The following is a 24,362-nucleotide window of genomic DNA, read 5'->3' as shown; positions in this document are numbered from 1 at the left end:
GCGGCTTAGGAGCGGAACAGGCGCGAGTATTGCGATTCGTGGTGCGCGGACAGAATGCCGAGCTGCGGCGCGAACGTGTTGATCGCGGCGGGCGGCGTCGCGAGCGCGCGGCGCACGGCGTCGCGAATCGGCTCGCGCAGCGCGGTGATGATCTTCTGGCCGGCGAGTTGGCCGAGCGGCACCGCTTTGATCGCGGCGGCCGTCTGGTTCTCGATCCAACCGAATGCGTAGGCGGCGAGCGTCGCGTCGGGGCTCGCGCCGTGCGCGGCGGCGGCGAACGCGAACGCGCTCGGCAGCGCGATGGGCGAGAGGCGCGCGAGCGTCGCACGACGTGCGGCGTCGCCCCATTCGAGCGACACGCAAAGCTGGGCGAGCGACCAACCCATCTGCTCGGTTTCGCGGCGCAGTTCCGCCGATTCGCGGCTCGCGACGAACTCGTCGTTCGCGGCGGCGAGCGCATCGGCATCGTGCGTGAGCCAGCGTTCGAGCTGATGCGCGAGCAACGGCAGTTCACCATGCGCGAGCACGTCGGCGAGGCCGCTTGCGATCCAGTCGCGCACGCCGTCGGCATCGCGGATCAGCGCCGTATCGAGTGCGGCCTCGAGCCCTTGTGAATAGCTGTACGCGCCGATCGGCAGCGCCGGCGAGGCCAGATGCAGCAGCGCGACAAGTTCAGTCGTGTCGATGGCCATGAGCGTGCGAGCAGGACGGACCATGCTGGTGACCGTGACCGTGACCGTGACCGTGACCGTGACCGTGACCGTGACCGTGACCGTGATCGTGATCGTGATCGTGATCGTGCGAGTGCGAGTGCGAGTGCGAGTGCGAGTGCCCGTGGTGCTCGCCGTACACCTGCTGCGCGAGCGCGTAATCTTCGGCAAACGTCGCATCGTGGCCGTGCCGGTGCCCGCCGCCATAAGCGCCGGCTTCCGGCTGGAACGGCGCGTGCGTGCGTTCGACCGTGGTTCCGAGGCGCGTCAGCATGTCGGCGAGCACAGGATCGTATTCGAGCTTCAGATAATCGGCGCCCACTTCGATAGGCGTATGCCGGTTGCCGAGGTGATAGGCGGCGCGCGTGAGCGTCAGGGCATCGGCGGCGCGCACGACGAGCACGGCTTGTGCCGCCGCTGTCACGCGCACCAGCGCGCCGTCGTCGGCGACAAGCACGTCGCCGTCGGCAAGCACCGTGCCGCGCGGTAGCACGAGCGCGATTTCCTCGCCGTTGTCGAGCGTTGCGGCGAGCCGGCTCTTGCAGCGCGCATCATAAGTGAGCGTGAGGGTTGGCGCGCGCGCGATGAGCGACGCAGCAAGTTTTACGTGCGGGGCGATGCGTTTGTCGATCGTGCGCATGGTCGGTTATTCAGGACTCAAAACAGGAAATAGCGCTGCGCCATCGGCAGCACGTGAGCCGGCTCGCAGGTCAGCAGCGTGCCATCCGCGACGACGTCGTAGGTTTCGGGGTCGACGCTGATCGCCGGCTGCCATGCGTTGTGGATCATGTCGCGCTTGCTCACCGTGCGGCAGCCGCGCACCGGCACGAGCCGTTTCGCGAGCCCGTAGCGCTCGGCGATGCCCGCATCGAGCGATAGCTGCGACACGAACGTGAGCGACGTGCGCGCGAGTGCGCCGCCGCGCGTGGCGAACATGTCGCGGTAGTGGACGGGCTGCGGCGTCGGGATCGACGCGTTCGGGTCGCCCATCTGCGCGAGTGCGATCATGCCGCCCTTGATGATCATCGCGGGCTTCACGCCGAAGAACGCGGGCTCCCAGAGCACCAAATCGGCCCACTTGCCGGGTTCGATCGAGCCGACTTCGTGCGCGATGCCGTGCGTGAGCGCCGGGTTGATCGTGTATTTCGCGACATAGCGCTTCGCGCGGAAGTTGTCGTGGCGCGGGCTGTCCTCGGGCAGCGCGCCGCGTTGCGTCTTCATCTTGTGAGCGGTTTGCCAGGTGCGCACGATCACTTCGCCAACGCGCCCCATCGCCTGCGAATCGGACGACAGCATCGACAGCGCGCCGAGATCATGCAGGATATCTTCGGCCGCGATCGTCTCGCGGCGGATTCGCGATTCGGCGAATGCGAGATCCTCGGCGATCGACGGATCGAGGTGATGGCAGACCATCAGCATGTCGAGGTGCTCGTCGAGCGTGTTGATCGTGTACGGGCGCGTCGGATTCGTTGACGACGGCAGCACGTTCGGCTCGCCGCACGCCTTGAGGATATCGGGCGCGTGGCCGCCGCCCGCGCCTTCAGTGTGGTATGTATGGATCGTGCGGCCCTTGAACGCGGCGAGCGTTGCCTCGACGAAGCCGGCTTCGTTCAGCGTGTCGGTATGAATCGCGACTTGCGTGTCGGTGTCGTCGGCAACCGTGAGGCAGTTGTCGATTGCCGCGGGCGTCGAGCCCCAGTCTTCGTGCAGCTTCAGGCCAATCGCGCCGGCTTCGATCTGCTCGATGAGCGGCTGCGGCAGGCTCACGTTGCCCTTGCCGAGAAAGCCGAGGTTGACCGGCCAGCCGTCGGCCGCCTGCAGCATGCGTTCGAGATGCCACGGGCCGGGCGTGCAGGTGGTCGCGTTGGTGCCCGTTGCCGGGCCCGTGCCGCCGCCGATCAGCGTCGTCACGCCCGAGGCGAGCGCTTCGTCGATTTGCTGAGGGCTGATGAAGTGGATGTGCGTGTCGATGCCGCCCGCGGTCACAATCAATCCTTCGCCCGCGATGATCTCGGTGGCTGCGCCGATCGCGATCGTCACGCCGGGCTGGATGTCCGGATTGCCGGCCTTGCCGATCGCGGCGATGCGGCCGTGCTTGATCGCGATATCGGCTTTCACGATGCCCCAGTGATCGACGATCACCGCGTTCGTGATCACGGTGTCGGCAACGTCGGCCGCCACGAGCTGCGATTGGCCCATCCCGTCGCGGATCACCTTGCCGCCGCCGAACTTCACTTCGTCGCCGTAGACCGTGTAGTCGCGCTCGATTTCGATCAGCAGATCGGTATCGGCGAGGCGGATGCGGTCGCCCGTGGTCGGCCCGTACATTTCCGCATACGCGCGGCGGCTCAAGCGTAATGTCATGTGGCGAATCCTTGTGTTGCTTGAATGTTCCGGAAAGAAAGGGCGGCGTGCCGCAGGCGGCGCGGCCACGGCGTTCAGAGCGGCCCCATCACCTTGCCCTGGAAGCCGTAGACCGCGCGCGCGCCCGCGAGCGCGACGAGTTCGACCGTGCGCGCTTGGCCCGGCTCGAAGCGCACCGCGGTGCCGGCGGCGATGTTCAGCCGGAAGCCGCGTGCGGCCTCGCGATCGAACGACAGCGCGTCGTTGGCTTCGTGGAAGTGATAATGCGAGCCGACCTGCACGGGACGGTCGCCCGTGTTCGCCACGACCAGCGTGATCGTTTGACGGCCCGCATTCAGTTCGTGCTCGCCGTCGTCGGTGAGGATTTCGCCGGGGATCATCGCAGGCTCACGCAATCGGGTGGTGGACGGTGACGAGCTTCGTGCCGTCGGGAAAGGTCGCCTCGACCTGGATATCGGGAATCATTTCCGGCACGCCTTCCATCACGTCGTCGCGCGTGAGCAGCGTGGTGCCGTAGTGCATTACCTCGGCGACGGTCTTGCCGTCGCGCGCCGCTTCCATCAGCGCGGCCGTGATGAACGCAACCGTCTCGGGATAGTTGAGCTTGAGACCGCGCGCGCGGCGACGTTCGGCGACGAGCGCTGCCGTGAAAATCAGCAGCTTGTCTTTCTCTCGGGGAGTCAGTTTCATGAAAGAAACATTTTGGAAAACGTAATATCTGGATGGTGAATTTGGTGCTCACCGCGCGGTTATCGTAGCACCGCAACTGGGCAACCACACGAGCAGGTGCGCAGATAAGCCAGCAAGGCGTGTGCCATGTGATTTTCGGGCGGTGCGATGCCGCAAACCGGTGCGCTGCGCACCGTCATGGGGTATTTCGCCGAAAGGCGTGTGTCAGAATCGTGCGGCGTGCATCAGGTTTGCCAAAGCCGCAACGGCATCGCGTCGACGCCGTGCACGAGCGGCCGCAGCACGAGCCATTGTTCGATGAACAGGCGCTGCAGCGCCTCCATCGAATGCGCGAGCGCGCGGATCAGCATCGTGCCGGGCGCCACACAGGTGACGCCCGCGCGCAATGCGGCGTCGAACGGCAGCGTGGGGGCGATCGTCTCGGCGAGCGCGTCGGTGCAGGCCGCGCCCAGCGCCCATAGCGTGCCGTAGACGCAGAAGCCGCCGAGCCCTTGTGGCGCGGTGCGCAGCGCATCGGCCGCGTCGAGGCGCGCGCGCTCGATCCATTGCGGCTTCCCGGATGGCCCGATGAGCGTCGACATCGATGCAATGCGGCCTGCCGCCCAAGTTTCCCCCGCCGCCTGACGGCCGAGCTGCGTCACATCCCAGCCGAGCGCACTCGCGCCGGCGCCGAGCGTCAGCGCGAAATCGAGCGACGCGTGCGCGGCGTCGAAGAACAGGTTGTTTTGCGGCAGCCAATCGAGCTTGGCGTGCGCGCCAACCTCGATTGCGATCCGCTGCCGCGCATCGAGGCCGTTCGACTTGTACCACTTGGTCGCACCGGGCGTGGTTAGCACCGCATGCGTGCCGGGCGCGAGCCGAACGTCGATGTCGAGCGTATCGCCGCCTGCAATGCCGCCGGGTGGATGGACAATTACCGCATGACAGATCGCGTCGCCTTCCGGGTAGAGCGCGCGCTGAACGCGCAGCGGGCCCGCATGCCGGCGATGGACGAGCGCCGTGCGCGCGCCATGCAGTTCGAAGCCGAGTTCGAGGCGGGCGTGCCACGCCTTGGCGGCGGGGCGGGCGAGCGTGGTATGAGGTTCGTGGGCGGACATCGTCAGGCGCGGAAAAGGCAGGCGCACTCATGCTACAGGATATCGGCCGCACAGCGCGAGCGTACCGGCGAGCGCGTTCGGCCGCACTGTCCGGTCGTGCGGGGGCGGCCCGGCCCGGTTGCTTTGCAGCACGCCGGAAAACCGCTCGAACAATCGGCTCAAACCGCGATCATCTCTCGCACGCGATGCGCGTCCATCTCGCTGCCCGCGCCGCCCGCGACGATTTCGCCGCGGCTCATCACCCAGTAGCGATCGGCAATCGAGCGCGCGAAATCGTAGTACTGCTCGACGAGCAACACCGTCATCCGCGTTTCGTCGACGAGCTGCCTGAGTGTGCGGCCGATGTCCTGAATGATCGACGGCTGGATGCCTTCGGTCGGCTCGTCGAGGATCAGCAGTTGCGGCTCGCTCATCAGCGCGCGGCCGATCGCAAGCTGCTGCTGCTGACCGCCGGACAGATCGCCGCCGCGCCGCGCACGCATATCCTTCAGGACCGGAAACAAATCGTAGATTCGATCCGGCACCTTGGACGGCGCTTTGCGGCTTGCCGCGCCGACGAGCAGATTTTCCTCGACCGTCAGCCGCGCAAAGATGTCGCGGCCTTGCGGCACATACGCCAAGCCCGCGGCAACGCGCGCATACGGCGGCAGCGGGCCGAGCGGTTTGCCGCCCCATGCAATGGCGCCGCTTTTCGCGGCGACGACGCCCATCACACAGCGCAACAGCGTTGTTTTGCCGACGCCGTTGCGCCCGAGCAGCACGGTCAGCTTGCCGTCGTCGGCGGTGAGGCTCACGTTGCGCAGGATATGGCTGCCGCCGTAGTACTGATTCAGTGATTCGATCGTCAGCATCGCATCATCGTCCGAGATAAGACTCGATCACCGCTTCGTCGCGCTTGACTTGATCGAGCGTGCCTTGCGCGAGCACCGCGCCTTCGGCCATTACCGTCACGCGGCCGGCATCGCCGGCGAGCGCCGCGACGAACTCCATGTCGTGCTCGACGACCATCATCGAGCAACTGCCGCGCAGCGTGTTCAACAGCTCGGCGAGCATCATTGTCTCGTGGTCGGTCATGCCGGCCGCCGGTTCGTCGAGCAGCAGCAGCGCCGGGCGCTGCATCAGCAGCATGCCGATTTCGAGCCGCTGCTTCTGCCCGTGCGACAGCTCGCCCGCGAGCCGGTACGCGCTGTCCTCGAGCTGGATCAGCGCGAGCGTTTCCTCGATGCGCGCTTGTGCCGCGCGCTCGAGCCGCGCGCGCAGCGACGCGAACCAGCGCTTGTCGGCCTGCATCGCGAGTTCGAGGTTCTCCCATACCGGATGCTGCTCGAAGACGGTCGGTTTCTGGAATTTCCGGCCGATACCCGCGCGCGCGATCTGCGGCTCGTTCATCCGGGTCAGGTCGAGTGTCTGGCCGAGGAATGCGCTGCCCGAGTCGGGGCGCGTCTTGCCGGTGATCACGTCCATCATCGTCGTCTTGCCTGCGCCGTTCGGGCCGATCACGCAGCGCAGCTCGCCCGCGTCGATCGCAAGCGACAGCTTCTTCAACGCGCGAAAGCCGTCGAAGCTGACTTCGATGTCTTCGAGATAAAGGATCGTGCCGTGCGACGTATCGATCGCGCCCGGCTCGACGACATGCGACAGCGCCGCGGTGCCGCTGACGGCTCTCGGGCCGGTGTCGCCCGTCTGCTCGACATGGCGCGGCTGGATCATGCGCGGGCTCATCGGCTCGCCCCCTTGCGCGCGAGCGCCGCGCCCGCGCCCATGATCCCGCGCGGCAGCACGAGCGGCACGAGCACGAAAATAAGGCCAAGGAAGAACAGCCAATATTCGGCGAAGTAAGCGGTAAACAGGCTCTTTGCGCCGTTGACCGCGAATGCGCCGATGATCGGACCGATCAGCGTGCCGCGCCCGCCGACGGCCACCCAGATTGCCATCTCGATCGAATTGCCGGGCGACATCTCGCTCGGATTGATGATGCCGACCTGCGGCACGTAGAGCGCGCCCGCGATCGCGCACAGCACGGCCGATACGGTCCACACGAACAGCTTGTACGCAAGCGGGCTGTAGCCGACGAACATCAGCCGCGTCTCGCCGTCGCGGATCGCGGTGACGACGCGCCCGAGCTTGCTCACGACGATCGCGCGCGCGGCGATGAACGACGCGGCGAGCGCCGCGAACGTGAGCAGGAACAGCGCGGTGCGTGTGCCGGGCGACGTGATCGCGAAGCCGGCGATCCGCTTGAAGTCGGTGAAGCCGTTGTTGCCGCCGAAGCCGGTTTCGTTGCGATAGAACAGCAGCATCGCAGCGAATGTCAGCGCTTGCGTGATGATCGACAGATACACACCCTTGACGCGTGAGCGGAACGTGAAGAAGCCGAACACCCAAGCGAGGGCGGCGGGCACCAGCACGACGAGCGCGAGCGCATACGCGAGGTGCTCGGTGCCTTGCCAGTACCACGGCAGCGCATGCCAGTCGAGAAACACCATGAAATCGGGCAGATCGCTGCCGTATTTGCCGTCGCGACCGATTTCGCGCATCAGGTACATGCCGATCGCATAGCCGCCAAGCGCGAAGAACAGGCCGTGCCCAAGGCTCAGGATGCCGCAGTAACCCCAGACGAGATCGAGCGCGAGCGCCGCGATCGCGTAGCACATCAGCTTGCCGCCGAGCGTCATTGCGTAGGATGACAGATGAAATGCGCTCGATTCCGGCACGACGAGCGCGGCGAGCGGCACGCCGATGCCGACCGCCACGCACAGCGCGACAAGCGCGAGCCACGCGCGTCGCGGCATCAGAGCGGCGCGCGGCGGCAGATCGAGTGCGAAGCGTGGCGCGCCCGGCGGCGTGATCGGCCCGGCGGCCGGTTCGGCGTTGGTTTGCACACCCGATCGCGGCGCGCTTGCCGCCGCCGTGGAAAACGATTGAGTCGTCGAATTCATGTCGTCACGCCTCCGCGCTTCGGCCTTTCGGCGCAAACATGCCCTGCGGGCGTTTCTGGATGAACAGCACGATCATTGCGAGCACCGCGATCTTCGCGAGCACCGCGCCCCAGAACGGCTCGATGGCCTTGCCGACGAGCCCGAGGCCGAAGCCGCCAAGCACGGTGCCCGCGATCTGGCCGACGCCGCCGAGCACGACCGCCATGAACGAATCGATGATGTAGCTTTGGCCAAGATCCGGGCCGACATTGCCGATCTGCGACAGTGCGCAGCCGCCCAAGCCCGCGATGCCTGCGCCGAACGCGAATGCTTGGGAATCGACGCGCGCGGTTTTCACGCCGACGCATGCGGCCATCTGGCGGTTTTGCGTGACCGCGCGCATGAACAGCCCGAGCCGTGTCTTCGTCAGCACGGCCCATGCGATGCCGACGACGATCAGCGAGAACGCGAGAATTGCGAGCCGGTTGTAAGGCAGGATCAGGTTCTGCATGACCGCGACGCCGCCGCTCATCCATGCCGGATTGGTCACCTGTACGTTTTGCGCGCCGAAGATCGTCCGCGTCGCCTGGATCAAGATGAGGCTCACGCCGAACGTCGCGAGCAGCGTTTCGAGCGGGCGGCCATACAGGTGCCGCAGCACGAGCCGCTCGAGCACGATGCCGACTGCGGCAGCCGCGACGAACGACGCGGGAATCGCAATCAGCGGATACCAGTCGAACGCACCCGGCAAATAGTGCTGCACGAGTGTTTGCACGACGTAGGTCGCATATGCGCCGATCATCAGGAATTCGCCATGCGCCATGTTGATCACGCCGATCAGGCCGTAGGTGATCGCGAGTCCGAGCGCCGCGAGCAGCAGCACGCTGCCGAGCGAAAGCCCCGCGAACAGCGTGCCCGCGATCTCGCTGCGGCGCTGGATCGCATATAGCGCGTCGAGGCCCTGCTGCGCGGCGGCGCGCACCTGTGCGTCGGGCTCCGCATCGCCTGCGTCGGCGCGCTTGGCGACGAGCGGGCGCAATTGCTCGATCATGTCGAGATCGTTGCGCGCGGCGACGAGCCGCACCGCTTCGAGGCGCCGCGCCGGGTCCGCGTCGTGCAGCGCGGCGATCGCCCACAATGTGTCGAGGCGGCGCTTGAGCGCCGGATCGGTTTCCTTCGCGCGCGCCGCGTCGATCATCGGCTTGACCGACGCGTCGGGATTCTTCAACAGTGCATCGATCGCGTTGCGCCGCGTGGCGGCATTGGGCGATGCCAGGTCGATGCCCGACAGCGCATTCGCGATCTTCGTGCGCAGCAGATTGTTGAGCATCACGGGTTGCGCGTCGCCTGCGGGCGTGCTCGCTTGCGTGAGCACGTCGCGGGCGCTGCCGTCGCCGGCCTGAATCAGCAGGCGGCCCGAGTCGGTTGCCAGCGCATTGCCGTCGGCGAGCGCGTGCAGCAGCGTGACGGCGGCGGGACCGCCATCGGCGGCGAGATGATCGATCGCGGCGAGCTTCGCGTCGAAGTCGTCGCCAGCGAGCGCGGTGACGTCGGCATTCGCGAGCGCGAACGCCGCGCAAGGCGCGGCAAGCACGAGCGCGCCGCAGACGGCGAACGCCGCGGCGGTGCGCACGGCAAAGGTGCGCGCCGCGCGGCTCAAGGGCGTGAGCATCAGCCTGTCCTCATGAATGAAAAGAAAATCCGACGCGCGGCCGCGCGCACCAAGCGCGCGCATGCAGCCACGGGCGCGCCGCGCGCGACGCGCGTCATGCGCACGTCGCGCGCGAACCGGGCCACCGGGCGCCGCCCGCAAAGCGCATCACGCGAGCGCCGCTGCGCGCCGCCGCAGAAATGCCGGAATCGAGCCGACTACATCGGGCTTGCCCTGATTGCCGGCGATGTACGGGCTCCAAGGCTGCGCGCGGATCGCCGTCTTGGTCTTCCAGACGACGTTGAATTGACCGTCGCCGCGAATCTCGCCGATCATCACCGGCTTGTGCAGATGATGGTTGCCGTCCATCGTCAGCGTGAAGCCCGACGGCGCGGCGACCGACTGCCCGATCATCGCGGCGCGCACCTTGTCGACATCGGCGCTCTTGGCTTTCTCGACTGCCTGCTTCCACATGTGAATGCCGACGAAGGTCGCCTCCATCGGATCGTTGGTCACACGCTTCGCGCCTCCAGGCAGGTTCTGCGATTTTGCCCACGCGGCGAACTGATCCTTGAACTTCGCGTTCGCCGGCCCCTTGACCGACATGAAGTAATTCCACGCGGCGAGATGGCCGACGAGCGGTTTCGTATCGATCCCGCGCAGTTCCTCTTCTCCGACCGAAAACGCGACGACGGGTACCTCCGCCGCCTTGATCCCCTGATTGCCGAGTTCCTTGTAGAACGGCACGTTCGAATCGCCGTTGATCGTCGAGATCACGGTGGTCTTGCCGCCTTGCGCGAAGGTCTTGATGTTCGCGACGATCGTTTGATAATCGCTGTGGCCGAACGGTGTGTAGACTTCCTGAATATCGGCATCCTTCACGCCCTTCGATTTCAGGAAGGCGCGCAGGATCTTGTTGGTCGTGCGCGGGTAGACGTAATCGGTGCCGAGCAGGAAGAAACGTTTCGCACTGCCGCCTTCGGCGCTCATCATGTATTCGACGGCGGGAATCGCCTGCTGATTCGGCGCGGCGCCGGTATAGAACACGTTGCGCGACATTTCCTCGCCTTCATACTGCACCGGGTAGTAGAGCAGGCCGTTCAGCTCCTCGAACACCGGCAGTACCGATTTGCGCGACACCGACGTCCAGCAGCCGAACACGCACGCGACTTTGTCCTGCGTGAGCAACTGCCGCGCCTTTTCGGCGAACAGCGGCCAGTTCGACGCGGGGTCGACGACGACCGGCTGGAGCGGCCGCCCGAGCACGCCGCCGTTTTTATTGATGTCGGCGATCGTCATCAGCGCGGTGTCTTTCAGCGAAGTCTCGGAAATTGCCATCGTGCCTGACAGCGAATGCAGGATACCCACCTTGATCGGGCCTTTGCCCGTGTCCGCCGCGCGCGCGAACGGGCTTTGACCCGTGAGGGCGAGCGCGCCTGCCATCGATCCGAACTTCAAAAGACTGCGACGTTTCATCGAGTTCCCCTTGCCGGTTGGAGTGTGGACGCACGCTCGCGAGCGTGCGGCGCGTCCGATTACGCAAGGCATGTGCCAGATCGGCTCGGCATCCGTGCGTGCCCGCTGGCGGGGCTTGGCCGCACGCGGCGGTGCGTGCGCGCACGCACGCGGGCGTGACATGGTCCGAAGCGGTGCAGCGATGCGCGCGCGCGTGCTGCATGGTTGTGCACCGGACGGGGCGTGCTTACACTCTGGACGTGCCTGCCCAATCGTTTTTGCCGTGCGAGGCTGCGGCTGGTTTGCCGAGCGCGTGATCCGCTCGCGCGGCGCGGCCGCGGCCCATCATTCGAACGATTCTCCAAGGAGCCTTTGATGAGCGAGCCTGTTTCGCAGCCCCCCGATCTTTCCGCATTCTGGATGCCGTTCACCGCGAACCGGCAGTTCAAGGCGGCACCGCGTCTTTTGGTCTCGGCCAAGGGGATGTATTACACGTCGCACGACGGCCGCCGGATTCTCGACGGCACCGCCGGCCTCTGGTGCGTGAACGCGGGCCACGGCCGCGACGAGATCGTCGCCGCGGTGCAGGCGCAGGCCGCTCAGATGGATTTCGCGCCAACGTTCCAGATGGGCCATCCGAAGGCGTTCGAGGCCGCCGCGCGGATCGCGCGCCACACGCCGGGCGACCTGAAGCACATTTTCTTCACCAACTCGGGCTCGGAAGCGGTGGATACCGCGCTCAAGATCGCGCTTGCGTATCACCGCGCGCGCGGCGAAGCCCAACGCACGCGTTTCATCGGCCGCGAACGCGGCTATCACGGCGTCGGCTTCGGCGGAATCTCGGTCGGCGGGATCGCGCCGAATCGCAAAGCCTATAGCGGCGCGCTGCTGCCGTCGGTCGATCATCTGCCGCATACGCTGAATCTGAACGAGGCTGCGTTCTCGAAAGGGCAGCCCGCCTGGGGCGCGCATCTTGCCGACGAGCTCGAGCGGCTCGTCACGCTGCACGACGCGTCGACGATCGCCGCGGTGATCGTCGAGCCGGTTGCGGGCTCGACAGGCGTGCTGATTCCGCCGCAAGGCTATCTGGAACGGTTGCGCGCGCTGTGCGACAAGCACGGCATCCTGTTGATCTTCGACGAGGTGATCACCGGCTGGGGGCGGCTCGGCGCGCCGTTCGCGTCGCAGTATTTCGGCGTCACGCCCGATCTGCTGACGATGGCCAAGGGCACCAACAACGCGGCGGTGCCGATGGGGGCGGTCGCCGCGAGCGGCGCTATCCACGACGCGATCGTGGATGGCGCGCCCGCCGGGATCGAGTTGTTTCACGGCTACACGTATTCGGGGCATCCACTCGCGGCCTCGGCCGCCGTCGCGACGATCGACCTGTACGAGCGCGAGGGGCTGCTCACGCGCGCCGCGCAGATCGCACCGGTGTTCGAGCGCGAGATCCACAAGCTGAAGGACGCGCGCCATGTGATCGACGTGCGCAATCTCGGCCTCGTCGGCGGCGTCGAACTCAAGCCGCGCGACGGCGCGCCCGGCGCACGCGCTTACGAGGTCTTCGTCAAATGCTTCCAGAAGGGCGCGATGGTGCGCTACACGGGCGACATCCTCGCGTTCTCGCCGCCGCTGATCGTCGACGAAGCGCAGCTCGTCGAACTGTTCGCGATCGTCGCCGAAGCATTGAAGGAAACGGAGTAGCGCAGCGGGCACGGCGAGCGGCGCATATCGGATGCGGTGCCCGCCGCGCTTGGATTGCTCGCGTGGCCCGGGCGCGCGCCGCTTCGGCTATTGCCGCGTGCCGCTTCGGCTCAGCCGTTCAGTAGCGCGGCACCGACGGATCGACCTCGCGCGACCACGCGTCGATGCCGCCTTGCAAGTTGTAGAGTTTCGTGAACCCGCGCGATTCGAGAAACATCGCGACCTGCGCGCTGCGCATGCCGTGATGGCAGACGCAGACGATCTCGGCATCGTCGTCGAGTTCTTCGCTGCGCGCGGGGATCTGCTGCATCGGAATCGGCACGCTGCCGTCGATCTTCGCTGTTGCGATTTCCCACGGCTCGCGCACGTCGAGCACAACGGGCGCCGCGCGCGACGTGTCGCGCAGCCATTCGGCGAGCGCGGAGGCGGTGAGGATCTGCATCGTCAGCCGCCGGCTCAGAATTTGAAGCGCGACGGCTCGACCGCGTTGACCAGGTGATCGACGTAGGTTTCGAACACGTCGGCGACGCGGTACTGCTTATCGTCGATTCGCGTGACGATTTGCGCCTTCATCACCGGCCGGCCGCCGACGAAGGCGGCCAGACGGCCGCCGACCTTCAGTTGCTCGAGCAATTCCTGCGCAATCGCGGGCAGCCCGCCCGACACGCAGATCACGTCATACGGCGCCTTCGCGGGCCAGCCGCACGAGCCGTCGCCCGTTGCGACCTCGGCATTCGTCACGCCGTTGTTCTTCAGATTGTCCTCGGCGAACTTGGCGAGCGCCGGGTCGATCTCGACCGTCGTCACGAATTGGCCGCGCGCGGCGAGCAGCGCCGCCATGTAGCCGGAGCCCGCGCCGATTTCGAGCACGTTTTCGTGCTTCTTCACCGCAAGCTCTTGCAGGATGCGCGCCTCGACGCGCGGAAATAGCATCTTCTGGCCGCCGGGCAGCGGCAGCTCGACGTCGGCGAACGCCAGGTCGCGGTACGCGGCCTGCACGAAGTTCTCACGCTTGACGATCGTCAACAGGCTCAAGACGTCCTGGTCCAGCACATCCCAGGGGCGGATCTGCTGTTCGATCATGTTGAAACGTGCTTTTTCGATATTCATCATGGAGTGATGCAGCCTGAACGGCCGTGGGCGGGGGACGAAAAACGGTGGAATTGTACCAAACGGGGGCGAGATCCTGCCGCGAACTGGTTGCAGCCCTAGCGTTTGCTGTTCTTGATCTGCGCCTCGAATGCAAGATCGAGCTTGCTGGCCTTGCGCGGCTTTTTCGGGCCGAACTCGTCGACGAATGCGACGAATGCGTCGAGCGGCAACGGCGCGCAGAGCTTCTCGGCCGCGCCGCCCGAGCGGTCGACCAGATAAAAGAGGCCCCCAGGCATGCCGACTGCCGCATACTGCGGGTTGCCGCTGCGGGTTTTCAGGCGTTCGACCGCGCGGGTCGCTTGCGTCGTGCGCATCGTGCGTCGGAAACTGAAAGTGTGGGAAAACCGTCACTTTATCAATAACGGCGGCCGAATGCGCGCGGTGCGCAGCATACTGCGCTTTCGCGGCCAGCAGCGTGTCGCGCGCGGCGCCGTTGCCGTTATTCGGTCATATTGGGTCAGACGGTTTTCGAATAGCGCGCGTCGTGCGCGCCGGCCAGGTACGCGTCGAACGCCATCACGACGTTGCGTACATACAGCCGTCCCGCCGGATGAATCGTCAGACGATCGCTTTCGATCGACAGCAGGCCGTCGCGCTCGAAGCCGCGCAGTGCGTCGAGTTCGCGCGCGAACTTGTGTGCAAAGCGGATGCCGTATGCGGCGTCGAACGGCGCGTATGGCAGCACCAGATTGCACATCAGATGCGTGATCACGTCGCGCCGCAGCCGGTCCTCGGCCGTGAGCCGGATGCCGCGGGCGATCGGCACGCGCCGTTGCGCGAGCGCCGCGCCGTAGCCCGGCAGATCCTTCGCGTTCTGCGCATAGACGTCGCCGACTTTGCCGATCGACGACATGCCGACGCCGATCAGATCCGTATCCGCGCGCGTGCTGTAGCCCTGGAAGTTGCGCTGCAGCGTGCCGTCGCGCTGCGCGCGCACCAGTTCGTCGTCCGGGCGCGCGAAGTGGTCCATGCCGATGTAGGCGTAGCCGGCCTGCGTCAGCCGCTCGATGGCAGTGCCGAGGAGCGCGAGCCGCGTTTCCGGCGGCGGCAGCGCGGCGGCGTCGATCTGGCGCTGCATCTTGAACAGGTGCGGCAGATGCGCGTAGCCGAACACCGACAGCCGGTCGGGCGCAAGTTCGACGATCGCATCGAGCGTGCGCGCGAAGCCCGATACGCTTTGATGCGGCAGCCCGTAGATCAGATCGACGCTGACCGACTGATACGCCATCGCACGGGCCGCGGGGATCAACTCGGCCGTCATCTCGAGCGGCTGCACGCGATTGATCGCGCGCTGCACGGCGGGGTCGATGTCCTGCACGCCGAGACTCACGCGATTGAAGCCGAGCGTGCGCAGATGCGCGAGTGTCGCGCTCGATGCGGTGCGCGGGTCGATCTCGATCGAGAATTCGCCCGCGTGATCCGGCGCGAGCGTGAAGCGTTCGCGAATCGCCGCCATCAGTTCGGCTGTTTCGTCGTCCGACAGGAAGGTCGGCGTGCCGCCGCCCCAGTGCAACTGCGTGACGGTGCGCGCGGGATCGAAGAGCGCCGCTTGCAGCGCGATCTCCTGCTTCAATTGATCGAGATATGGCCGCGCGCGCTTGCGGTTGCCGGTCGCGATCTTGTTGCAGCCGCAGTAGAAGCACGCGGTCGCGCAAAACGGGATATGGAAATAAAGCGACAGATCGCTCGCCGACGCGCCAGGATCCGCGGCCGCGCGCACGTAGTCGGCGGGATCGAAATCGTCTCGAAATTGCGGCGCGGTGGGGTAGGACGTATAGCGAGGGCCGTTCGCCGAATATTTGGCGAGCAGGTCGGCGCGCAATAGCGCTTCGGTCGGGTTCGGCAGCGTCATGGGAAAGGCTCGGCTCGTGCTCTCTGACGTCAGCCAGTATATAAAGCGGCGATTTCATCGAATTGTGTAATAACGTCGCAGCCGCCGGTGGCACAATACCGCTTTGCGTGAGCGCGCCTGTAACCGGCGCGCTCGATTGTCGTCGATGTTTTTCGGATACCTGATGCGATGACGGACGAAGTTGCCGAGCGTTCGGACCAGATAACCGCGCATGCGTGCCGGCAGGGATGCGGCGCGTGCTGTATCGCGCCGTCGATTTCGAGCCCGATTCCCGGCATGCCTGCCGGCAAGCCGGCCGGCGTGCGCTGCGCGCAATTGCTCGACGGCGAGCGCTGCGCGATCTTCGGCCGTCCGGAGCGGCCCGCGTGCTGCTCGGGCTTGCAACCGAGCGACGAGATGTGCGGCGCATCGCGCGCCGACGCGCTCGCGTGGCTCACCCGGCTCGAAGCGGCAACTCAGCCTGCCGCGCCGCCGCCGGGCCGTTTGCGTCAGCAGGAGAGCCAAGCATGACCCATACGAGCGCGCCGGGCCGGCGCAGCTTTCTGATCGCCGCGGGTGCAGCCGTGTCGCTGGCCGCGTGCGCGTCGACGTTTCCGTTTGTTCCGGATCACTACACGTTTTCGCAAAGCGACGTGCAAAGAGCGGTCGCCCGCAAGTTTCCGTATCAGAAGACGGTTGCGCAGGTGGTCGACGTCGCGCTGGCGAATCCGGTCGTCGGGTTGCAGCCCGAGCGGAACCGGGTCGCGGTCAAGCTCGATGCGCGTTTCGCGAGCCCGTTCCTGCGCGAGCCGGTCAACGGCACGTTCACGGTATCCGGCCAGCTCGCATATGACCCGCCGAGCCGTTCGGTCGTGCTGAAGGCGCCCGCCGTCGACAACGTGAACGTCGACGGCGATGCGCAGGCCTATGCGCAGCAGATCAGCGCGGCGGCAGGGCTGCTCGCCACCCGTGCGCTGACCGATTATCCGATCTATACGTTCAAGCCGGAGCAATTGCAATTTGCTGGTGTCAACTACGAACCCGGTACAATCACGATCCTTACAAACGGCATACGTGTGGCGATCGTCGAAAAGTGACATCGCGCCGCGCGCGACCGGCGGGGCGGCGGTGCAGGGGCCCCGTCCCGCACACTACGAGAGAGGTCACGAATGGATTGGGTACTGATTGTCAAGGCGCTGGCGCTGGGCATCGTCGAAGGGTTGACGGAGTTTTTGCCGGTATCGAGCACGGGACATTTGATCGTCGCGGGCAGCTTTCTGCATTTTCATGCCGGGTATGCAAAAACGTTCGACGTCGTGATCCAGTTCGGCGCGATTCTCGCCGTTTGCTGGGAATACCGGCGCAGGATCGCGAGCGTCGTGACCGGATTGCCGACTCAGCCTTTGGCGCGGCGTTTCGCGCTGAATGTCGTGATTGCGACCGTGCCCGCGGTTGCGCTCGCGCTGCTGTTCGAGAAGACCATCAAATCGGTATTGTTCGCGCCGGTGCCGGTCGCGGTTGCGCTGATCGCGGGCGGCGCGGTGATCCTCTGGGTCGAGGGACGGCGCGATCGCGCGGCGCCCGCACGCGTGCAATCGATCGATGCGCTGACGCCGCTCGACGCGCTCAAGGTTGGCCTCGCGCAATGTTTCGCGCTGATACCGGGCATGTCGCGTTCCGGATCGACGATCATCGGCGGCATGCTGTTTGGGCTCGAGCGGCGCGTTGCGACCGAATTCTCGTTCTTTCTCGCGATTCCGGTGATCTGCGGCGCGACGCTTTACGAAACCGCCAAGGATTGGCGCGCGTTCGATGCCGATTTGCTCGGCCTGTTCGGGGTTGGCCTCATTGCGGCGTTCGTCAGCGCGTTCGCGTGCGTGCGCTGGCTGCTGCGCTACGTTGCGTCGCACGATTTCACGCCGTTCGCGTGGTATCGAATCGTGTTCGGGCTGTTCGTGCTGCTCGTCGGGTACAGCGGCTGGATCGACTGGGCGTGAGCGCTCAGCGCCCGCGCTTTTTGAACACCAGATCCCATACGCCATGCCCGAGCCGCAGGCCGCGGCGCTCGAACTTCGTCACCGGACGATAGTCGGGGCGCGGCGCGTAGCCGTCGGCGGTGTTTTCGAGCGAGGGGTCGGCGCTCAGCACGTCGAGCATCTGTTCCGCATAGTTTTGCCAATCGGTCGCGCAATGCAGGTACGCGCCCGGCTTGAGGCGCGTCGCGAGCCGCGCGACGAACGGCGGCTGGATCAGTCGGCGTTTGTGATGGCGCGCCTTGTGCCACGGGTCCGGGAAGAAGATGTGAGCGCCGTCGAGGCTCTCGGGCGCGATCATCTGCTCCAGCACTTCAACCGCATCGTGCTGGACGATGCGGATGTTCGCGAGCTGCTGCTCGCCGATCAGCTTCAGCAGCGCGCCGATGCCGGGCTCGTGCACTTCGACGCCGATGAAATCCTCGTCCGCGCGCAGCGCGGCGATTTCCGCCGTCGACGCGCCCATGCCGAAGCCGATTTCGAGCACACGCGGCGCGCGGCGGCCGAAGATCGCGTCCCAGTCCGGCTGCGCATTCGCATACGGGACGACGAAGCGCGGACCCAGCTCGTCGAGCGCGCGGCGCTGGCCGGTCGACACGCGGCCGGCGCGCGTGACGAAGCTGCGGATGCGGCGCAGACGCAGCGGGTTGTCGGTATCGGCGGCGGGCGCGGCCGATGCGGAGTCGATGTCGTTGGCGTTGCCGTGCGGCGTGCCGGGAGAGGTCGGGTCGTCGTGAATCATCGTAGCTGTGAAAGCGAGGCGGGCAGCCGGGGGCCGATCTGCGCCGGAAATCCGGAAATACAAAAAAGCCGCCTTCGATGAGGCGGCTTCGCGATGCCACGGCTGCGAACGGATTGCGCTCAGGGCCGGAAAAGTGGAGCGGGCGATGGGAGTCGAACCCAACCACCAACCCTTTGATTTGAAACCGTTCTTTAGAGACAAGCCCATCAGTATGGACTGCATTCTGGACTGAATTATCGCACATGTACAAACAGCGGTGTCAGCGATGCTTCAATCTGCGTCCAGCGCATGCGCGTGGCCAGCACCGCGAGCGGGGAGCGCAGATCGATCATCGCGTCCAGGCGGCTTCGGAAAAAATCGTCGGTCATCGCAGCGTTCTCGAACTCCCAGGATCTAAATCAGATCGATATTATTTCCGGGAGTTCGGCGACTACCCAGTGTCCCGCAAACCCTTGGCGCATTAGGTGCCGACTTGTTCTGCAGGTCCGACGAAGTATTGTCGTAGAAGGCCGTTCGTGTTTTCGTTCGTACCACGCTGCCATGGGCAGTGCGGGTCAGCAAAGAAGACCTTCACGCCGGACTCGATTGTGAAGCGGGCGCGATCGGACAGCTCCTTGCCGCGATCCCAAGTCAATAATCGACACAACTGGGCAGGCAGGTCCGCCACGGTCTTCTTGAGCTCGTTGGCGATCGTGACAGCTCCGTAGCCGGCCAGCGGGGGACCATTTTTCGTGCGTGGAATCAGTCCGTAGCCTTTCTCCCGAGGCAGGTGCACGAGCATGGTAAAACGGCTCGATCTCTCCACGAGTGTCCCGATCGTGGACCGGTTCAGGCCGATGAGCAGGTCTCCCTCCCAATGGCTTGGCACATGCACTTCTGCTGGGCGACTGGAAATCATCACGTCCTCGCTCATGTGCGCTCGCGCCTTGGCTTGCGCCCGGGCTCTGGGAACGCGCAACGCGCGCCCGGTGCGCAAGCAGCCCACCAGCTCACGCTTAAGCGCACCGTGTCCTTGAATGTAGAGGGCCTGGTAAATGGCTTCGTGAGAGATGCGCATGGAGTCATCATCCGGGAAATCGACCTTCAGCCGATTGGCAATCTGTTCAGGTGCCCACGCCATGCGCTCGTTTACCGGTTGCAGGAATCGTCATTCGCGGTCGTCGTCGGCCACGCTTTTCAGGTGGTTTGGCGGGCTTGTCGTATGCGTCAGCGTCGTCGCATTAGCGGGCTGCGGAGCGGAGGAAAACGGCGGCGATCAAGCCCTCGTTGGCGCGCATGAGCTATATGCGAGTCCGTCCGGATCCGGTTCGGCCTGTTCGTCGAACGCGCCCTGCAATCTAAACGGCGCACAGCAAAAGGTCCGGCAGTTGCGGGCAGCCGGCGCTGTCGAGGTCCGGGTCCACCTCGCCGACGGCACCTGTCGGCTGCCGGGCACGTGGACATTCGGCCCCGCCGATTCGGGGGCGGCAGGTCACCCGGTCGTATGGACGGCCATCAGCGGTGCGCATCCGGTAATCTCCGGCGCCACTCAGATCAAAGGATGGTCGCAATCCGGGACAAGCGGCCTATGGCCCGCTCCAGTGCCCGCAGGCAGCCGTTCTCGGCAGTTGTACATCAACGGAGTGGCTGTGCCGGTCGCCCAGCAGAACCGGTCCAGCTTGGCTTCAAGGGAGGGTGGACGGGTACCGTCGCAGCCAAATCAGCACCAGCCAGGTCAAGCTTACTCTGATGGAGCGGAGTGGCGAGGTCATGATAGCCACGTGTTGAAGTTCGTAGATTCTGCTACTGGTGCCCATTCGAGCGCTAATCGTGTCCGTTCATTCTGCGCCGATAGTTCCTGAGCACGCTTGTCTCTCGATAGCGGCTAACTGCCCGACGTGTCTCGCGCCAAGCAACGAATATCAGATGCCAATAACGAACATGGAATAGCGTTAGTCCATCAGACTGGATCTTTCTTTGCGCGACAGGCAAAAACCGAATCAAAAACCTTAGCTCACCATCCGTGGACGGTAGCAGTTGCCGAGAATCGCGGCTACACGCGAGCATTCGCCACGTGTCGGCCGGCACGCGGTTATATTGTGTCATCGAAGCGGTATCGCAGTGAATACATGATCAAGTCGTTCGATTTGGGATCACATAGCGACGTTGCGCGAGTGCATACGATCCACGAAATCTTAGGAACTCCAGTTAAAACGCTGTTATTCCATCCCCCAGTCTCGCAGGCTACGACTATTGACTAATTCGTTGAGGTAGTTGGCCCTTACATCTAAGGGTACGATGTGAAGCGGATAAAATTTCGCCCGGCTCGCTGAAATGTCACAAGAGTCTTGCAACGCTTCTCGGGGTAAATTTAGTTGTGCGCCAACACATCGCGTTCTTTCCTTTTTCCTACTCAAGAGCATCACCGATCTCTTTTAAATTGGAACCGATGAGTACGGTTTGTGTGCGTGCCCATTCACTTTAATTGAAATGATTATCAAAAAATCCCAAGTACTACTCGGGTGGCGCAAAGAAGCGCCACCCTTTCCAAACCATCCGACAAGGATGATTTTATTTAATGCTTAAACATATAAGCAACAGTGCCAAGAAGGGCTCCCGGAATTTGGAGAATCGATTTACCAATTCCAACCAACCCGGTATCGATAGCTTCGCCGGCATTGTAAAGGCCATCCGTAGCTAGACCAAACATGCTTGCAGCAGTGGCAACAAGGCCCTTCGCACTATCTTGAAGCGCCTTTCCTGCATATTGGACGATATTCCCGGCGAGATCGAAAATCGTGCCATCAGTGTAGTTACCACCAGACACAAGGTCAATTTCATTTTGACTGAGTTCTTGCATTTTAGTCTCCAAAAATAACCAGATAACCCATCTGGCAGGGATTTGATTCACACCTAATTTTTGGTGCAATCAATATTTAGCGGCAATATATAAACATTGCCCTATATTTTTTTCGGTAATCTTTATTATTTGGCCCGAATTCATCTTGGGAAATTATCGTCCACCAATCTTAATTAAATGTAACTGCATGAAATGTTCGGTATCACACAATACGTGTGTCTCCATTCAAGAACTTTCGCATCAGAAGTGGAGTGGTGTTTGTTTCGTGTGTTTAGAAAACAAACAAAACAAATTACATTAATATTTCGAAGTATTTACATATACCTTTGGATTTTTGGCCTACCCTGCACCCGGCAAACAGGGGTGACTTCAGAATCTATGGTCACCCCCATTTTTACGAGACCGATTGGCGTGTAAGCCGGAATCGGGTCTATCGGCTCTACGCCGAAGAACAGCTTCAGTTGCGCTCGAATCCATATCTGCGCAAGCTGTTGATCCACGGTGCCCGAGCGTGCGTCCTGCATCTCGATCGGACCAAGGACCACCTCGGGCTCTGGATTTCGCAGATGGAGGCGAAGGGCATACACCGAAACAAGGTCATCGTCGCACTGGCCAACAAGCTCGCGCGTATCGCGTGGACCATCCTCACGCGACGAGGAACGTTTTATCTTCGGCAGCCGCAAGCACAGTAGGCTGCCGATCACCCGTCAAGGTTTGCAGACGTGCAATTGATGACGAAACAGTGCACCGGCATTCGATAAGCCCGGGACAAAAAAACGGCCTTTGAGGTCAGTCCACTTATTGGGAACCGAGCGCGCATATCCCATCATGGCCGTGCCGCCAAAAGCGGCTGACTCGCGAGAGGCCGGATACATTTACGCAAACTGTCTCGTCGGAGAACGCCCGCTTGCAAAGCCGGGGCGGACCATACATTTTTGCGTTGATCTCTTTCATCACGTCCAACTCGAGATCGCGCTCGGCAAGCATCTTCTTCAGCCGGGCATTCTCTTGCTCGAGTTGCTTGAGCCGCTTCACGTCGGTAGCTTCCAGCCCGCCGAAATGCTGGCGCCAGTTGTAGATCGTCTGCTCGCTGATCCCGTGCTTCTTCGCGACCTCAGCCACCGGCGCCTTGTCCGCCTCGCGCAGGATGGTGACCATCTCCTCATAAGATTGCTCCCTTAGACCGCAAGGGATAGCGAGAACGTAGATTCCCACTACAAGCGATACGCGAAATTCTTTTGTTCCTGAACATGTCTCAAGGATGAAATCCACGACAATATCGAAGCGCCGCCAAATCTTCATTTTTACTTATACGGTCCGAATCTCGAATGCTTGATCTAACGATGTCATCACATGCATCTTCCACTAGCGAACGCCTTCAATCGCGATTCTAATCAGTTGCACTTCGAGATTTCTATGCGTTTTTCCCAAAAGCAACAGTCACCGCAGGCTTTTCTCTACTCTCCCCCAAATTAACGATGAAATGAACAATGCCAGACCCAGCGGCAGGGCCTCCATGCATCAGTCCGATAACGAACGGATGGCCACAAGGAGAATCGACTACGGCTACTGTTTCTTTTTTATGCAACCTGCATCCTAGCAGTCACCATAGCACCGGAGTCGAGGTAGGTGGATAAGTGCTTGGGTTCCACTTCGATTCCTCAAAGCACCGCGCAATCAGCAGAATCGATGATGCCTGACTATCGAATACCAGCCAAATATCTCGAGACAATCATTTGAACTCTTGATCGAAACTCCTGCATCAATCAAACCAAATATTTTCTTAGCCAAACAAGCGAAAATGTAAACTCAAAAATCGGCAAAGTTATTCCCGGCTGATCCCCTGTGCTTTCAGATACCCACGCCGCCATTCACTCGGCGAAGTATCGAACCATCGGTGAAACGCACGGGAAAATGCACTGATTTCAGAATACCCAAGTAGCAATGCAAGTTCTGATATTTGGACGTCCGGGTTGCACAAATAGTCGGGCGCCACCTCACGTCGCACCACGAGCAGAATCTCCTGGTACGTATAGGCACCCAACGTTCTCGTCGCGACACCACCATCTTGCGGCGCTTAGGCAGCTTGCCTCGCTTGGTGATCCCGAGCAAGTGTTGCTTGCCGCCGGTGGAGAACTCGCCGGGAACAAGGCCTAGCCAGGCAGCAAAATGACGGCCGGATTTGAACTGCATACCGGTACCTGCAAAGGCAGTAATCGCGGTTGCGGTCAGATGCGCGATACCTGGTACCGAGATCAATCGGGTAGCGACGTCATCGGCCCCAGCGATTGCTTCGATCTGGCGGCGTAACTGCAAAAGGCGTGCCTCGATGGAGCGGTATTCCTGCCACTGCTCCTGCAACAGATCGCGCATCGCAGGCGTTAGAGCGTTGCCGTCGTCGGTGAGGATGCTTGGCATATCGCGAACGAAGTAGGCGGGGCCTGCTCCGATAGTCAGGCCGTACTCAAGCAAAAATGCACGAGCCTGATTAACGATGGCTGTCTTGCTGGAAACCAATCTTTGCCGAACTCGATGTAGTGCCTGCAGATCGAGTTGTGCTTCTGTTTTCGGCTGCGTGAAGCGCATAGTGGGACAAGAAATCGCCTCAGCGATCGCCTCTGCGTCGACGATATCGGTCTTGTTCGACTTAACAAACGGTTTGACGAACTGTGCAGGCACGATACGGACCTGATGTCCCTGACCAATCGCTTTACGAGCGAGCCAGTTGCTACCAGGGCACGCCTCCATCCCAATGATGGTTGGTGATGCACGCGCCAAGAACTCGAGCAGTCGTTCACGCGTAAATCGGTTCCTGAACACCGGTTTGCCCTTGGCGTCGAGTCCGACGACGTGGAACACGGACTTCCCGATATCGATGCCCATGCGGGCGATCGCAGTAGAGCATTGCTGGCTCATGGCACACCTCCGAGGACGGAAACAGGCGTCGGCCCAGATTACGCGATTACGGGAGGGACGGACCATCCTATTAGTGGTGAGCGCGCCCGCCCGACGCCAGCAGGTCATCCGACCACATTCGAGTCTGGCCTATCTGACGCCCAACGAGTTCAAGCAGCGGTATTGTTCAACTGAAGCAACCGATGATCGGCCCCCAGCAAACAGTGCCATGATGTAGTCGAGTTTTCGGCGGACTTTTTCAGTATGAAAGGAGCCGTACG

The 24,362-nt window shown here is 63.2% G+C and carries 23 protein-coding genes and 4 pseudogenes; 5 read left to right on the top strand and 22 right to left on the bottom strand.

The window, feature by feature from the left end; genetic code table 11:
* Positions 1–5: 5 nt before the first annotated feature.
* The 11 genes from WS68_RS13395 to urtA form a co-directional block, all read right to left on the bottom strand.
* On the bottom strand, positions 6–686 hold the full coding sequence (locus WS68_RS13395; protein WP_059571376.1) for an urease accessory protein UreF: 681 nt from the start codon (positions 684–686) through the stop codon (positions 6–8).
* Positions 673–1,350 carry an urease accessory protein UreE gene (ureE, locus tag WS68_RS13390; RefSeq protein ID WP_059571278.1) on the bottom strand — a complete coding sequence of 226 codons (678 nt, stop codon included), beginning with the start codon at positions 1,348–1,350 and terminating at the stop codon, positions 673–675. The genes WS68_RS13395 and ureE overlap by 14 nt, the downstream gene beginning before the upstream one ends.
* A 17-nt stretch (positions 1,351–1,367) precedes the next feature.
* Positions 1,368–3,074, bottom strand: a complete 1,707-nt coding sequence (gene ureC, locus WS68_RS13385; RefSeq protein WP_059571277.1) for an urease subunit alpha — start codon at positions 3,072–3,074, stop codon at positions 1,368–1,370.
* Between the two features lie 74 nt (positions 3,075–3,148).
* Complete coding sequence (locus WS68_RS13380) at positions 3,149–3,454, bottom strand: urease subunit beta (RefSeq protein WP_059571276.1); 306 nt, start codon at positions 3,452–3,454, stop codon at positions 3,149–3,151.
* A gap of 7 nt (positions 3,455–3,461) precedes the next feature.
* The gene (gene ureA / locus WS68_RS13375; RefSeq protein ID WP_059519965.1) at positions 3,462–3,764 is read right to left on the bottom strand and encodes an urease subunit gamma; all 303 of its coding nucleotides are present in this window, start codon (positions 3,762–3,764) and stop codon (positions 3,462–3,464) included.
* Between the two features lie 224 nt (positions 3,765–3,988).
* Positions 3,989–4,861 carry an urease accessory protein UreD gene (locus tag WS68_RS13370; protein WP_059571375.1) on the bottom strand — a complete coding sequence of 291 codons (873 nt, stop codon included), beginning with the start codon at positions 4,859–4,861 and terminating at the stop codon, positions 3,989–3,991.
* Between the two features lie 158 nt (positions 4,862–5,019).
* Entirely contained in the window at positions 5,020–5,712 is a 693-nt protein-coding gene (urtE, locus tag WS68_RS13365; protein WP_059571275.1) for an urea ABC transporter ATP-binding subunit UrtE, read from the bottom strand.
* 4 nt (positions 5,713–5,716) lie between these two features.
* On the bottom strand, positions 5,717–6,571 hold the full coding sequence (gene urtD / locus WS68_RS13360; protein ID WP_059571374.1) for an urea ABC transporter ATP-binding protein UrtD: 855 nt from the start codon (positions 6,569–6,571) through the stop codon (positions 5,717–5,719).
* An 8-nt stretch (positions 6,572–6,579) separates the two neighbouring features.
* On the bottom strand, positions 6,580–7,800 hold the full coding sequence (gene urtC, locus WS68_RS13355; RefSeq protein WP_059571274.1) for an urea ABC transporter permease subunit UrtC: 1,221 nt from the start codon (positions 7,798–7,800) through the stop codon (positions 6,580–6,582).
* A 4-nt stretch (positions 7,801–7,804) separates the two neighbouring features.
* Positions 7,805–9,451, bottom strand: coding sequence for an urea ABC transporter permease subunit UrtB (gene urtB / locus WS68_RS13350; RefSeq protein WP_082710023.1), 1,647 nt, complete (start codon positions 9,449–9,451; stop codon positions 7,805–7,807).
* Between the two features lie 147 nt (positions 9,452–9,598).
* On the bottom strand, positions 9,599–10,906 hold the full coding sequence (gene urtA / locus WS68_RS13345; RefSeq protein WP_059571273.1) for an urea ABC transporter substrate-binding protein: 1,308 nt from the start codon (positions 10,904–10,906) through the stop codon (positions 9,599–9,601).
* A gap of 354 nt (positions 10,907–11,260) precedes the next feature.
* Between urtA and WS68_RS13340 the strand changes: the two genes are divergently transcribed.
* Complete coding sequence (locus tag WS68_RS13340; RefSeq protein WP_059571272.1) at positions 11,261–12,589, top strand: aspartate aminotransferase family protein; 1,329 nt, start codon at positions 11,261–11,263, stop codon at positions 12,587–12,589.
* A gap of 118 nt (positions 12,590–12,707) precedes the next feature.
* Here the strand turns inward: WS68_RS13340 and WS68_RS13335 are convergent, their stop codons facing one another.
* From WS68_RS13335 to hemN, 4 genes are all read right to left on the bottom strand, one after another.
* Positions 12,708–13,031, bottom strand: coding sequence for a rhodanese-like domain-containing protein (locus tag WS68_RS13335; RefSeq protein WP_059571271.1), 324 nt, complete (start codon positions 13,029–13,031; stop codon positions 12,708–12,710).
* A gap of 14 nt (positions 13,032–13,045) precedes the next feature.
* Complete coding sequence (locus WS68_RS13330) at positions 13,046–13,699, bottom strand: protein-L-isoaspartate O-methyltransferase family protein (RefSeq protein ID WP_059571372.1); 654 nt, start codon at positions 13,697–13,699, stop codon at positions 13,046–13,048.
* A 98-nt stretch (positions 13,700–13,797) separates the two neighbouring features.
* A complete protein-coding gene (locus tag WS68_RS13325; RefSeq protein WP_059519958.1) occupies positions 13,798–14,055 on the bottom strand; it encodes a hypothetical protein in 258 nt (85 codons plus the stop codon).
* Between the two features lie 143 nt (positions 14,056–14,198).
* Positions 14,199–15,593: an oxygen-independent coproporphyrinogen III oxidase gene (gene hemN / locus WS68_RS13320; protein ID WP_059571270.1), complete on the bottom strand. Its 1,395-nt coding sequence runs from the start codon at positions 15,591–15,593 to the stop codon at positions 14,199–14,201.
* Positions 15,594–15,761: 168 nt separating this feature from the next.
* Here hemN and WS68_RS13315 point away from each other — a divergent pair, with 168 nt between their 5' ends.
* From WS68_RS13315 to WS68_RS13305, 3 genes are all read left to right on the top strand, one after another.
* The gene (locus WS68_RS13315) at positions 15,762–16,103 is read left to right on the top strand and encodes a YkgJ family cysteine cluster protein (protein WP_059571269.1); all 342 of its coding nucleotides are present in this window, start codon (positions 15,762–15,764) and stop codon (positions 16,101–16,103) included.
* Positions 16,100–16,669 (top strand): DUF1439 domain-containing protein, encoded by a 570-nt coding sequence (locus WS68_RS13310; protein WP_059571268.1) that lies wholly within the window; start codon positions 16,100–16,102, stop codon positions 16,667–16,669. Before WS68_RS13315 ends, WS68_RS13310 begins: the two co-directional genes overlap by 4 nt.
* 72 nt (positions 16,670–16,741) lie before the next feature.
* The gene (locus WS68_RS13305) at positions 16,742–17,569 is read left to right on the top strand and encodes an undecaprenyl-diphosphate phosphatase (protein ID WP_059571267.1); all 828 of its coding nucleotides are present in this window, start codon (positions 16,742–16,744) and stop codon (positions 17,567–17,569) included.
* Positions 17,570–17,573: 4 nt separating this feature from the next.
* Here the strand turns inward: WS68_RS13305 and trmB are convergent, their stop codons facing one another.
* From trmB to WS68_RS13290, 4 genes and pseudogenes are all read right to left on the bottom strand, one after another.
* Positions 17,574–18,347, bottom strand: a complete 774-nt coding sequence (gene trmB, locus WS68_RS13300; RefSeq protein WP_059571266.1) for a tRNA (guanosine(46)-N7)-methyltransferase TrmB — start codon at positions 18,345–18,347, stop codon at positions 17,574–17,576.
* A 233-nt stretch (positions 18,348–18,580) separates the two neighbouring features.
* A complete protein-coding gene (locus WS68_RS29270) occupies positions 18,581–18,715 on the bottom strand; it encodes a hypothetical protein (protein WP_269434546.1) in 135 nt (44 codons plus the stop codon).
* A gap of 122 nt (positions 18,716–18,837) precedes the next feature.
* Positions 18,838–19,464: pseudogene (locus WS68_RS13295) on the bottom strand (transposase); the annotation flags it as partial.
* Between the two features lie 1,437 nt (positions 19,465–20,901).
* Positions 20,902–21,186, bottom strand: coding sequence for a hypothetical protein (locus WS68_RS13290; RefSeq protein WP_156429497.1), 285 nt, complete (start codon positions 21,184–21,186; stop codon positions 20,902–20,904).
* A gap of 407 nt (positions 21,187–21,593) precedes the next feature.
* Between WS68_RS13290 and WS68_RS29615 the strand changes: the two are divergent.
* Positions 21,594–21,704: pseudogene (locus WS68_RS29615) on the top strand (IS3-like element ISBcen22 family transposase); the annotation flags it as partial.
* A gap of 415 nt (positions 21,705–22,119) precedes the next feature.
* Here WS68_RS29615 and WS68_RS13280 read toward each other — a convergent pair.
* From WS68_RS13280 to WS68_RS13275, 3 genes and pseudogenes are all read right to left on the bottom strand, one after another.
* A pseudogene (locus WS68_RS13280) lies at positions 22,120–22,344 on the bottom strand (transposase); the annotation flags it as partial.
* A gap of 667 nt (positions 22,345–23,011) precedes the next feature.
* Complete coding sequence (locus tag WS68_RS29610) at positions 23,012–23,182, bottom strand: helix-turn-helix domain-containing protein (RefSeq protein ID WP_197419602.1); 171 nt, start codon at positions 23,180–23,182, stop codon at positions 23,012–23,014.
* A 71-nt stretch (positions 23,183–23,253) separates the two neighbouring features.
* Positions 23,254–24,069, bottom strand: a pseudogene (locus WS68_RS13275) (IS110 family transposase); the annotation flags it as partial.
* Between the last annotated feature and the right edge of the window lie 293 nt (positions 24,070–24,362).

Source organism: Burkholderia sp. TSV86 (genome assembly GCF_001522865.1).
GTDB lineage: Bacteria > Pseudomonadota > Gammaproteobacteria > Burkholderiales > Burkholderiaceae > Burkholderia.
This window is presented reverse-complemented; position numbering and strand designations above follow the sequence as displayed.